Source organism: Leptolyngbya sp. AN02str (assembly GCF_050565595.1).
Lineage (GTDB): Bacteria > Cyanobacteriota > Cyanobacteriia > Elainellales > Elainellaceae > Kaiparowitsia.
Genome location: NZ_JBNXVR010000007.1, coordinates 111,076 through 122,722, shown reverse-complemented (window position 1 = coordinate 122,722; position 11,647 = coordinate 111,076). Strand labels below are relative to the sequence as shown.

Genomic DNA, 11,647 nt, shown 5'->3' with positions numbered 1-11,647 from the left:
AGGAGCCAGCTGATCCAACATTTGTTCGTTTTGAAACCACTAAGCTACACTCGCAAACAGTTCGTTAAAAGGCTTGGCCGCCGCATCAGCTTGGGTAACAATTTCCACAATCTTATTGTGGCTGGCCGGATCAAACACAGCTTCAACGCACACTTCCGCTACCTTAGCACGGGGAATTCGCCCATCAAATAACGTATCGGCTGACGACATTACTAGCGGATCAGGGTTATTGTCTTCTTCGGTTAACCCACCGGGCCGCACAATCGTATACGTCAGACCACTTTTTTGCAGATACTCCTCGGCTTGCTTCTTCCACACCAAAATCAGCCAGAACAGGTTGAGGGGATGAAAGAACTGCGACACACACAGCGAAGATACCATGACGAAATGTTGAATTCCCTGTGCTTTGGCGGCATCTACCAAATTTTTGGTGCCTTCGTAGTCCACCTTGTAAGGGCCAGTCGGGTCAAAGCTGGGAGCCGCCCCCGTTGCGGAAAATAGAACCGTGCAGTCGGCGATCGCCCCACTCAGACTGGCAGGATTGAGCACATCACCCACGACCAGTTCGGCCTCCACAGGCAAAATTGCCCGAGCAGTCTCCACATTTCGCACCAGTGCCTTCACAGGTATATTTCGCGACACCAACGCCTGCACAATGCGCCGTCCAGTTTTCCCAGTAGCACCTGCAACACATGCTTTCATTTGTCTTTCCCTTACCACGTGCGGAAACCTAACCGTTCAAATTGTAGTCAACCGAGCTGAAATTGCCCGTCTGAACTCGATAGGATGCATCCTTCGCGAATCCTTCTCTAGGTATACATGCGCTCAAAGTGAATGCAGCCAATCAACAAAACGCCCACGAGTTCCGTAAATTAAACATGGTAACTGCTCAATCGGTAGAGATATGCTGAGTTCATCAATCGCATTCGGTTCATGACTTCGACTGGTTCGCTACTTTGATAGAGTGACGACAGTTCAATCGCTGCGGTAGTTTAGATTTCAAACTATTGCCTCGCTGCTCCCTGTCCGTTCCGGTTCCCTGTTTGTTCTGTAATGTATCTGTTGAGATACTTTCACGGGTTACGCTGATAGTACACGCTGAATCACAAACACTGACTACACAACGGTCACGCTGATACACATACTGCTACAAACAACGGTTATGCAAGCCAACTCATTGGGACATCAGCCATTCGAATCGGACAGTTCTGTACTCGGGATTGTGTCAACTTATGTTGAACCCTCGACCTGCTTGTCCGAAGATGCCTCTGACATTGCTATGGAGCATCAGCCTACGCACTTTACGGGGTTCTATGCCAGCGCGATGGAAATGGTTGCCGATGCGGCAACGGTGGCTAGTTACTTAAATGCCCACCAAGCGTGGTTTCCTCGCTGTGCCAGCCCGATGAAGTCGGAGTCGCTGGGAGACAATGGTTATGGGCTTACCATCGGCAGGTTTGGCTCCTTTGGCTACGAGGTAGAACCCAAGATTGGCCTACACCTGCTCCCTCCCGATGAAAACGGGGTGTATCGCATCGAAACGATCGCCATTCCGGGTTACGAATCCATCGGCTATGAGGTTGACTTCAAAGCATCTCTTCAATTAGTCGAGTCCGAGGTGGATGCAGAAGCTCAGTCTCGGCTGCGCCTAGAAACGGCTCCCACCGTGCTGACCAATGTGACGTGGGAACTCAACTTAGATGTTGCAATTCAGTTTCCTCGCTTCATCCAGTCGCTGCCCAAATCGCTAGTTCAATCCACAGGCGATCGCCTGCTCAATCAAATTGTGCGCCAGGTGTCCCGTAGCCTCACTCAAAAAGTACAAGACGATTTTCACCAAACGCAGGGAATTGCCGTAGGCAAAAAGCGCAAGCTTCTCTGGTAAGTTAGCGGCTTTTAAGAACTGGAGTTCGCTCGTCACTCGCTCGCGATTCAAAATCAGTCACGTCATCCAAACAGGGCTGACGGAGTTGAATAATGGTTGGTGCGCTAAGCGCACCAACCATTATTCAACTCCCTGGTTTTTCGGATGACGTGCGTCAGGCCTAACAAATCAACAATTTCAAAGCTGGAGAACAACAGACTGCTTTCCAGCTTTGTTTTCATCGATTCATGCGAACATAGGGGCTCTACCACTCGGCATTTCATTCCCTTTCCTTTGCGATCGCATGTGGCCCTCTTCAGTCTTCCGCCCGCTGCAACGGCTCTTCATTAATCCGCGCCAAACGGCGGTTCTTGAAGCGTGCATGATTGGATTGGTATCAGGACTAGCGGCGGTCTTGCTCAAGCAAGGCGTGGGCATGCTGGGCGGATGGCGTGTACAAATGTCTCACCAAGCTCCGGCCTGGCTAGTGCTGCCAGTCGTGGGCCTGCTCGGTGGGTTCCTGGCTGGCTGGTTCATTGAACGGCTTGCACCAGAAGCAGCAGGCAGCGGCATTCCCCAAGTCAAAGCACTGCTCGCAAATGTTCCCCTCGTTTTAAACCTGCGGGTGGCTTTGGTCAAGCTCATGAGCGTGGTGCTGGTACTAGGCGCAGGGATGAACTTGGGTCGCCAAGGTCCCACTGTTCAGATTGGCGCCGCTTTGGCCGCTCAGCTCAGCCAGTGGATTCCAACCTCGCCTAGTCATCGTCGGCAGCTCATTGCAGCTGGAGCGGCAGCGGGTCTCGCAGCTGGGTTCAACGCGCCCATTGCTGGTGTGCTCTTTGTTATTGAAGAATTTCTCCACGATTTTTCGGGAATTACGCTTGGCTCAGCGATTTTGGCTTCCTTCATTGGGGCGGTCGTCTCGCGCCTGCTAGGAGGGCGCAGCCTCAGCTTGGATTTGGTCGTCACCAGTTATCAAGCCAACTTTTCGCTTCAAGATGTGCCGTTTTTCCTAATTTTAGGACTGCTGGCAGGGCTGCTGGGCACGTTGTTTAGCAAAGGCATTTTTGTATCGCTGGCCTTCTATCAACGGGTTTTGAAGGTGGGCCTACCTTGGAAAATTGGCATCGCCGGACTGGTGACGGGCACAGTCATTATGGTGCTACCAGTTGCATTTCGCGACAATACGGGTCTGCTGGAAATCCTAAGCACGGGAAGTGTCACCTGGCAAATTACCTTGCTGGCATTTGTGGTCAAGTTTTTGTTGACTTTGCTAGCTTATGGTTCGGGGGCACCGGGCGGTATCTTTGCCCCTTCACTAATTTTGGGCTCGGCGCTGGGTTATTTGGTGGGGATGTCGGCCCATGGATTGGAGGCGACAGTGGGCATTCCTCTTGGAGTGCCGGAGGGCATTAGCTCTAACACAACCTATGCTCTGGCTGGCATGGGAGCCTTTTTTAGTGCGGTGACTCGGGGGCCCATTACAGCGATCGTCATCGTGTTTGAAATTACGGCCAACTTCAACCTGGTGTTGCCGCTCATGATTGGGTCGGTTGTCGCCTACATGCTGGCACATCGCCTGGTCGGGGGTTCGCTCTATTCCCACTTGCTCGCGTGGAACGGCATTCATATTGATGAAGCGACGGGGGCTCAACAGCAGCCCTGGCAGCACCTAACTGCGGCCAGCCTGATGCAGCGGCGGGTAGAGACGCTCTCAAGCACCATGCCGCTCAGTGAGGTGACTCAAGCTTTTTCGCGATCGCACCATCGAGGCTTTCCGGTGGTGGAGCAGGGCAAGCTGGTGGGCATCGTGACGCAGTCCGATCTGTCCGATTCCAGCCGACGTCCGGCAACGGCAGAGCCCGTGACCCTAGCAGATATTATGACTCAGCATCCGGTCACGGTAGGCCCGCAGGCTCCCTTAAACCATGTGCTGTACTTGCTAAACCGTTTTAAGCTGAGTCGCTTGCCGGTTACCGAGGGGCACAAGCTGGTAGGCATTATTACCCGTGCCGACATTATTCGGGCGGAATCGGATCAGCTCAGCGGCAATGGGCAGCAGTTTGGCCCACAGCCAGAGCCGTCTTACCCCATTTTGCAAACGCGATCGCCCGCAACGGGGCGAGGTCGGGTTCTGCTACCAATTAGTAATCCTGCATCAGCTCCGATTTTGCTGAAAATGGCAGCGGCGATCGCCAGCAATCGGGATTATGAGCTAGAGGTCGTGCAAATTATTGCCGTGCCACGCGCCAACTCGCCAGCAGAAACATCGGTGCGCACCACTCAAAGCCGGAGGCTGTTGCGCCAGCTGGTTCACCTGGGCGAAGCTTGGCGCATTCCCATTCACACTCAAATTCGCGCCGCCCATGACGTAGCCCAGGCCATTTTAGAAATTACTGCCGAGCGTCATATCGACCTCGTGGTGATGGGCTGGAAAGGGGGAACCCGAACACCGGGACGAGTATTTGGCAGCATTGTGGATACCCTGATTCGGCAATCGCCCTGCCCGGTCATGCTGGTCAAGCTTGGGGATACCGTACAAATGGATCGGTGGCTGGTTCCCATTGCTGGTGGGCCAAATGCCCAGCAAGCGCTGCAATTTCTCCCGGCCCTAGTACAGTTGGGCCACCAGCCCGAAATTCGCATTTGCCAGGTCATTTCCCCCAATAGCCCAACGCTCATTACGCAACCCTTGCAAGAAGCCCTAGCCCAACTGCGTCAAACCACCGATTGTCCGGTCGTGGCACGGCCCATTTGGGGAGAGTCGGTACCCGAAACCGTGTGCCAACTGGCGATGCGCAAACCCTACGACGTGATTGTGCTGGGAGCCAGCCGCGAGGGATTGCTGACTCAAGTGATGCAGGGCAACATTCCCGAGGCGATCGCCCGCGATAGTGCATCGACTGTGATTTTGGTGCGGGGCGCCCTAGACACGGAATCGTGAGCGAGATCAAAAAACTGACAGGAACCGAGGAAACTTTCGCTGTATTTAAGAAATATGGGGAATGATCTGAACATGGCGCTTGTGCATGGTATGCAGCAAGGTGGTTTATCCGTCATTTATGCGCATTGAGCGTTTCATGAGGTGCATTTTCTTCTGGGCTTGTTGATCGGTGTTAGATGCGGGAGGTTTCTGCTCCCGCAAAAACTCTTGGCTTAGTGACTTGTGTTAGGTCTGGCTCTGTTGGATACGGGCTTATCTTGTGGTCGAGTCTTAATATCTTTATTCCTGAAATCGTGTGAAACTGCTGTCCTCCGTTCGCATTGCTCCACCATGGAACGATTTGACGCACCTTAAGCAACACTGGCTACCAGGCGTGCGGGCGATCGCGCTCACGAGTTTGGCAGTGACGGGGGTTGTGTTGGGCATGAAGCACTTAGGCTGGCTGCAATCGCTAGAGCTGCGAGTGTACGACCGGATGGTGCGCGTGCGAACCGATGAGGCCCCCGATCCGCGTCTGCTCATTGTGGCCATTACCGAGGCCGATATCCAAGTTTTGCAACGGGCCACTCCCTCGGATGCGGCGATCGCCCAAGCGTTAGCCAATCTGCAACGCCATGAGCCTGCGGTGATCGGGCTGGATTTGTATCGAGATGTTCCCCAAGAGCCGGGCACCACCGAACTAGAACCCCAACTGGCAGCTCCCAATCTCATTGCAATTACTAAACTGGGCAACGATGAGCGCGATCGCGTCCCTCCCCCGCCCACCGTCGAGCCAGAGCGAGTTGGCTTTAACGATGTGCTGGTGGATGAGGATGGCGTTGTGCGCCGCAGCTTGCTATTTGCCACCACCGAAGACGGCACCTTTCCTTCGTTTTCGCTGTTGTTGGCGATGCGCTACCTGGGGCAGCAGGGCATCACTCCTCAAGCGAGCGATCGCCAACCCGACTGGATGCAGCTCGGCCAAGGGGTGTATGCACCCTTGGAGGCGACCTCTGGCGCATACCAGCAGCTCGATGCCCGAGGCTACCAAATTTTGCTCGACTACCGCACTCGGCAAAACTTGGCACACACCGTATCCCTAACCCAGCTCATGAATAACCAGGTTGACCCAGCCTGGATTCGGGACAAAGTTGTGCTGCTCGGAACAACCGCACCCAGCAGCAAAGATTTGTTCTACACCCCCTACAGCGCTGGAGAGCAAAGTGCACACCAGATGCCCGGTGTCGAAATTCATGCCCAAATGGTGAGCCAGTTTTTATCCTCGGTGACGGGGCAGCATTTGTTTTGGTACTGGACCGATTGGCAAGAAGCCCTGTGGATTGCAGGCTGGGCAACCGTATCAGGGCTTATTGCGTGGAGTGTCCGGCATCCATTGCTGCTGGGATTGTGCTGTGGTGGCACGCTCATGCTGCTGGCAAGCACCAGCTTTGGCTTGTTCTCAGCGCATTACTGGGTTCCGGTCGTTTCTCCGGCGATCGCCTCGGTCATGGCTTTTGGCACGGTCGTGTCCTATCGAGCCCAGCAAGCCCATCGACAACAGCAAATGGTGATGACACTGCTGGGCCAAAACACCTCGCCCGAAATTGCCGATGCTTTATGGAACTCGCGCGATCGCCTGCTCCAGTCTGGCAAACTCCCTGGTCAGCGCCTCATTGCCACCATGCTATTTACCGATATTCGAGGCTTTAGCCGCATTTCAGAGCAATTGCCACCCGAAGCGCTGTTGGAATGGCTCAATGAGTATCTAGAAGCCATGACCCAGGAAATTCAGCAGCACCACGGCATCATCAACAAATTTACGGGGGATGGCCTTCTGGCGATTTTTGGCGTTCCCATGCCCCGCATCGAACATCGCGAAGTCGAAGAGGATGCCCAGCGCGCTGTCGCCTGTGCCCTCGCGATGGGTCGCCGCCTCCAGCAACTCAACCAGGGCTGGGTGCAGCGCAACCTATCAGAAATTCAAATGCGGGTGGGCATTTTTACCGGGCCTGTGGTGGTCGGCAGCCTGGGGGGCAAAGAACGCATGGAATACGGTGTTATTGGAGATGCAGTCAATACGGCCTCTCGACTTGAAAGCTGCGCCAAAGATCGCCAGGTTGACCTTTGCCGAGTCCTCATTGCCGAAGAAACCCTCTCGTATTTGCAGAACCGCTTTCAAGTCGAACCGTGGGGGCCAATGATCTTGCAAGGGAAGCAGCAGCCAGTGCATGTGTACCGAGTCCTGGGTCATGCTGCAGCGGTTCCATCAACCACCTAGGGGCGATCGCCCTCTCCACCACTTGCGCAAGCGTTCTGTGAACGCTTCCGTAGCCCCCCCACACGAGTAGCTTCTAAAGCATGAACCGTTGCGTGGCCAAGTCATGCGGTGATTCAGCAGGAAGTCTCGTAAACTCTGCTGGTTGAAATAAGCATTTGGAAATTTAGCCTAACCATAGCTGCGACAAAGCGCTAGTTCTTAATTCCTGTAGTGGCAATGCCTCGAATAAACTGTCGTTGACCCAGCAAAAACAGCAACACCACCGGAACTGTGGCAATCACCACAGCCGCCATCATCAGCGACCAATCATTCGTAAACTGCTCCTGAAACTCCGCCAGCGCCAGTTGCACCGTTCGCAACTCTGGTCGTGAGGTAAAGACCAGCGGCTTAAACAGATCATTCCATTCACCGATAAAGGTAAACAAAAACAACGTCACCAATGCTGGACGCGCCAACGGCAGCAGGACTCGCCAAAGCGTTTGCCAACGAGAGGCTCCATCCAAGGCTGCAGCCTCCTCCAACTCAACGGGAATCGTTTGAAAAAACTGCCGCATCAAAAAAATACCAAACCCATTCACAGCAGTCGGCAGAATCAGCGCCCCATAGGTATTGATCAAATGGCCCCACTTCAACACCAAAAAGATGGGAATCACCAGCAGCTGAAACGGAATCACCAGCGTAGCAAGCACCATCAACAGAACCGCCTGCCGACCCCAAAACCGCAGTCGAGCCAGGGCATATCCGGCCAAGGCAGAGGTGATGATCTGAAGCCCCGTAACGGCTAGGGCAACCAGGGTCGAGTTGGCAAAAGCCAGCAAAAAGTCTCCCCTGGCCCAGGCGACCCGGTAGCTAGCCATTGTCCACGCAGTCTCTGGGTCACCCGCATGAACCGAGGTCAACACTACGATAGCCAGTGGCAACAGAACCAACCCAGCGCCAATCAGCAATAGCACAAGGTTAACCCCCATCCACAACCGCACTTTGGAGGCAGGATCAAGAGGCGAAGCAAGCGTGGATGGCATAGACATGGCGAGAAAAGTCGATCAGCAATGAGCGCAAAGAATGCAGGCCAGAACTAAGGGCATGCCCCAGATCATCGGACAACAGGCCCAAGCAAAAAGGCCCCACATCGGTCGCCAGATTCCAGATTGGCCAGCAGCATCAACTAGATTCTATGGCCCAAAGTGAGAACTTCTTTGGGCATAGACCGTTGGATATTTGACAACTGTTTGGCTCAAACTATTAGAGTATAAAGTGGGTTACATTCTAGTGTGAACAATTCTAGCGTGCTGTAAGGAGTCGCTAGAGTTGTTAAAGCTGGTGCATAGAATGGCTGATTCCCCATCATGCATTGGCTGATTTAGTGTTGTTTACGGTGATGGTAACCCTGACCCGTTTTAGGAGATTGCAGTCTTATGCCTCAGCTTGAGCTTAGTCCCGAACTCGATTTTCATAGTGACGCCTACAAAGATGCTTACAGCCGCATCAATGCAATCGTAATTGAAGGCGAAGAAGAGGCGGTTTCCAACTATCAGCGTTTGGCTGAGCTAATTCCCGACCAGGCTGAGCAATTGGTGAGCTTGTCAAAAATGGAAAGCCGCCACAAAAAAGGGTTTCAAGCATGTGGTCGCAATTTGCAAGTCACTCCAGACATGGAGTTTGCAAAAGCATTCTTCTCGGATCTGCACCGTAACTTTCAGGAAGCAGCCGCCAAGGGCAATATTGTGACCTGTCTGCTGATTCAATCGCTGGTGATTGAGTGCTTTGCGATTTCGGCTTACAACATCTACATTCCCGTTGCAGATGACTTTGCCCGAAAGATTACCGAAGGGGTCGTTAAGGATGAATATCTGCACCTTAACTTTGGTGAGGAATGGCTCAAGGCTAATTTTGACGCTGTGAAAGATGAGCTAGAAGTGGCCAATAAGCAAAATCTGCCTTTGGTATGGCGAATGCTGAACCAGGTTGAAGAGGATGCTCGCCAGCTGGGAATGGATCGCGATGCTTTGGTGGAAGATTTTATGATTAGCTACGGCGAAGCATTGAGCAATATTGGGTTTTCGACTCGTGACATTATGCGGATGTCAGCCTATGGGCTTTCGGCTGCATAAGGGCGAGCGAGCAGGGGTGTGATACCCATGAAAAAGCCCTGGGCATTCAACCGTCTGGGGCTTTTTTGTGGGCGATCGCCTTTATCCTGCAAAAAAATTAGACGGCTTTGCAATTTCCAATCTGTACGAGGCGCAAACAGTCCCAAGGCTGGACAGAGCGTTAGTTCACGCTGCGATCGCCAGTAGTTAATGATCCCCAATCTCATCAAGCTGAGCGAAAGCGATGGATAGAAATCCCCTATGGATGCGAAAAATCTGCGAAAATCGAAGAGCGCCAATTAGACCAAGCGATCGCGAGCAAATGCCAGGATGCTAATCGGATCAATCTTGCAACAGCTTAGAGATGCTCATCAGGCGAATCCAGCTGAGGGCAAACCGGCAATCAATTTTGGGGTTTACTACAAAAACACATTGGTTGCCCTGTGTCATGCGTTAGAAGATTCAATCTTGGAGCATGACTATTCGCCCCTGGTGATTACCGCATTTCAGCGGGGAAAGTGGTACTTGCAGGAGGCCGATCGCTATGGCCATATTGCAGAGAAGTCGCCTCAAATTGTGATCCTGGCGGCGGATGATGCAGGCTTTGCAGAACATGCTACTAGCCAACGAGACAACGTTGCCTTAATTGGCTTGGCAGCAGATGATCCGGTGGCGCAGGAGTGGCACTTAATTATCTTGTCGCCGAACTATACGGCCATGGTGCTCTGCCAGGAGCTGGCCGAGGCCGACTACAAAACGGCTGGCTATCCCACCCACGATTTGGAGCGCAAGTTTTACGGCTTGTGGACGTTTGAACCGTCGCTTGTGCTGGAAACGGCTGAGCTGGCGATCGCTCATGTTGGCCGATACAATCCCCAGCTACAGCAGCAGTTGACGGAACAGGTAAGGGCGATCGCCCCCCAAATACAGCGCCACGACGCGCCCTGTGCAGCTCCGACTGCCGAAAATTTGGGCGATATCGTGTCTCGGGTTGTCGAGTACTTGCAAACTCAGTCCTCAGGCGAGACAGACGCGGGCTTTAACAATCGCTACGCCGTCAACGATAATCTCATTTCCAATGAGCTTCAGGCTTACTTGCGCATTGCCCAGCTCATTGATCTCACCGATCTCAGCAATCCGATGGCCGCCGCAGAAGTGGCGGCCTTGGCGGAGGCGATGGGGCAACTGCTGGACTTGCCCGCTTGGCAGCTGCATCGACTGCAACTGGCCAGCTTGCTGCACCGAATTGCTCGCATTGAAGCGGGCAGTGCTCCGTTAAGTCCCGGTACGTCGTCTCGATTTGAGGAGCATGGCGAGGAGCCGCTGTCCTGTCCGCTCATTCCTGGAACGCAATTGCTGCGCCGCATGAGCCGACTGAAGGCGATCGCCACCATTTTGACCCATCACACCGAACGCTGGGATGGCCAGGGTTATCCTGCTGGCTTGCAGCGGGACGAAATTCCGCTAGAGTCACGAATTTTGGGGCTGGTGATTGCCTTTCAGCAACAGGTCGCCGCACTGAATGCTCAACCCAATGCTGATCCCATGAAAGCCTTGGCTCAGGTGCTAGACCAGTGCAAGGCCGATCAGGGAAGTTGCTGGGATCCCAAACTCATCGAAACGCTGGCCCTATTAGTTGGCGGCATGCAGCAGGGGCTCAATTTGTCAACCTCTCTCCCCAAAATTGCATCTGGCTTGTGGCTGCTCGACTCCCATTCTGACGACGATTTGTTGGCGATCGCGCTAGAAACCAACCCTGTCGAAGCCCCATAGCCCCGCTTGCCGAACTTATGAACATCAAAGACATTCACGCTGGAACACTCAAGCACCTCCCAGGGGCTGACCTAGAAGACGAGGACTTGGCCGGAGCCGACTTAACTCGCGCCAATTTGACCGGCGCGAACCTATCGGGAGCCATCCTCACAAAAGCACGGCTCACGGGCGCACGCCTTGATGGAGCCAATCTCATGGGAAGCGACCTGAGCCGCGCCGACCTACGAGCCAACTTGCTGGGCACCAACCTAATGCAGGCCAACCTAACCGAGACCGACCTGCGCGGCAGCAATTTGCGCGGTGCCAATTTGATGCAGGCCAACCTGACCCGAGCCGTTTTTAGCGGAGCCTTTTTAAGCGGTGCCAACCTGATGGGGGTTAACCTCAACGGAGTGGATTTGCGGGGTGCTGACTTGCGCGGAGCCAATCTCAGCAATGCTAATCTGCAAAATGCCAACCTGCGTCAGGCCAATTTGCAAGGAGCGGTGTTGACCGAGGCCAACCTGGAAGAAACCGACTTGCGCGAGGCGAACCTAGCCGGAACCAATGCAAACGGCGCAAATTTGCTATGTGCGGAACTGGATGGCGCAAACCTGGAGGGGGCTAGTCTTTCGGGTGCCTGCTTAAGAGGTACCATGCTAGATCCCAACACGTGAGCGATCGCCATTCATACCGCTTGGCTAAAGCCCAATTCACGGGGAAAACTTCTCAAATTTACG

General features: G+C 53.7%; 9 protein-coding genes. 6 read left to right on the top strand and 3 right to left on the bottom strand.

The genetic code is table 11. From position 1 onward, the window contains the following. Positions 1–39 precede the first annotated feature (39 nt). On the bottom strand, positions 40–702 hold the full coding sequence (locus ACQ4M4_RS07570; protein WP_430683870.1) for an SDR family oxidoreductase: 663 nt from the start codon (positions 700–702) through the stop codon (positions 40–42). A gap of 520 nt (positions 703–1,222) precedes the next feature. Between ACQ4M4_RS07570 and ACQ4M4_RS07565 the strand changes: the two genes are divergently transcribed. The 3 genes from ACQ4M4_RS07565 to ACQ4M4_RS07555 all read left to right on the top strand — a co-directional run bounded on the left by ACQ4M4_RS07565 (position 1,223) and on the right by ACQ4M4_RS07555 (position 7,065). After that, positions 1,223–1,885: a DUF1997 domain-containing protein gene (locus ACQ4M4_RS07565; RefSeq protein ID WP_430683869.1), complete on the top strand. Its 663-nt coding sequence runs from the start codon at positions 1,223–1,225 to the stop codon at positions 1,883–1,885. Between the two features lie 283 nt (positions 1,886–2,168). Then, positions 2,169–4,808 (top strand): chloride channel protein, encoded by a 2,640-nt coding sequence (locus tag ACQ4M4_RS07560; RefSeq protein WP_430683868.1) that lies wholly within the window; start codon positions 2,169–2,171, stop codon positions 4,806–4,808. 295 nt (positions 4,809–5,103) lie between these two features. Beyond that, on the top strand, positions 5,104–7,065 hold the full coding sequence (locus tag ACQ4M4_RS07555) for a CHASE2 domain-containing protein (protein WP_430683867.1): 1,962 nt from the start codon (positions 5,104–5,106) through the stop codon (positions 7,063–7,065). A gap of 191 nt (positions 7,066–7,256) precedes the next feature. Here the strand turns inward: ACQ4M4_RS07555 and ACQ4M4_RS07550 are convergent, their stop codons facing one another. Next, positions 7,257–8,087, bottom strand: a complete 831-nt coding sequence (locus ACQ4M4_RS07550; RefSeq protein ID WP_430683866.1) for a carbohydrate ABC transporter permease — start codon at positions 8,085–8,087, stop codon at positions 7,257–7,259. Between the two features lie 393 nt (positions 8,088–8,480). On the opposite strand from ACQ4M4_RS07550, the gene ACQ4M4_RS07545 reads away from it, so the two are divergent. Continuing rightward, positions 8,481–9,176 (top strand): aldehyde oxygenase (deformylating), encoded by a 696-nt coding sequence (locus ACQ4M4_RS07545; RefSeq protein WP_430683865.1) that lies wholly within the window; start codon positions 8,481–8,483, stop codon positions 9,174–9,176. Here ACQ4M4_RS07545 and ACQ4M4_RS07540 read toward each other — a convergent pair. Beyond that, a complete protein-coding gene (locus tag ACQ4M4_RS07540) occupies positions 9,155–9,382 on the bottom strand; it encodes a hypothetical protein (protein WP_430683864.1) in 228 nt (75 codons plus the stop codon). The two genes, ACQ4M4_RS07545 and ACQ4M4_RS07540, sit on opposite strands and share 22 nt — an antisense overlap. Positions 9,383–9,485: 103 nt before the next feature. Here ACQ4M4_RS07540 and ACQ4M4_RS07535 point away from each other — a divergent pair, with 103 nt between their 5' ends. Both ACQ4M4_RS07535 and ACQ4M4_RS07530 read left to right on the top strand, forming a co-directional pair. Then, a complete protein-coding gene (locus ACQ4M4_RS07535) occupies positions 9,486–10,928 on the top strand; it encodes a DICT sensory domain-containing protein (RefSeq protein WP_430683863.1) in 1,443 nt (480 codons plus the stop codon). A gap of 17 nt (positions 10,929–10,945) precedes the next feature. Further along, complete coding sequence (locus tag ACQ4M4_RS07530) at positions 10,946–11,584, top strand: pentapeptide repeat-containing protein (RefSeq protein WP_430683862.1); 639 nt, start codon at positions 10,946–10,948, stop codon at positions 11,582–11,584. Positions 11,585–11,647 lie beyond the last annotated feature (63 nt).

Bases quoted from the DNA above. Each gene is read 5' to 3' on its own strand.
- ACQ4M4_RS07570 (WP_430683870.1), bottom strand. From the start codon at position 702: ATGAAAGCATGTGTTGCAGGTGCTACTGGGAAAACTGGACGGCGCATT.
- ACQ4M4_RS07560 (WP_430683868.1), top strand. From the start codon at position 2,169: ATGTGGCCCTCTTCAGTCTTCCGCCCGCTGCAACGGCTCTTCATTAAT.
- ACQ4M4_RS07550 (WP_430683866.1), bottom strand. From the start codon at position 8,087: ATGCCATCCACGCTTGCTTCGCCTCTTGATCCTGCCTCCAAAGTGCGG.
- ACQ4M4_RS07545 (WP_430683865.1), top strand. From the start codon at position 8,481: ATGCCTCAGCTTGAGCTTAGTCCCGAACTCGATTTTCATAGTGACGCC.
- ACQ4M4_RS07540 (WP_430683864.1), bottom strand. From the start codon at position 9,382: ATGAGATTGGGGATCATTAACTACTGGCGATCGCAGCGTGAACTAACG.
- ACQ4M4_RS07535 (WP_430683863.1), top strand. From the start codon at position 9,486: ATGCTAATCGGATCAATCTTGCAACAGCTTAGAGATGCTCATCAGGCG.
- ACQ4M4_RS07530 (WP_430683862.1), top strand. From the start codon at position 10,946: ATGAACATCAAAGACATTCACGCTGGAACACTCAAGCACCTCCCAGGG.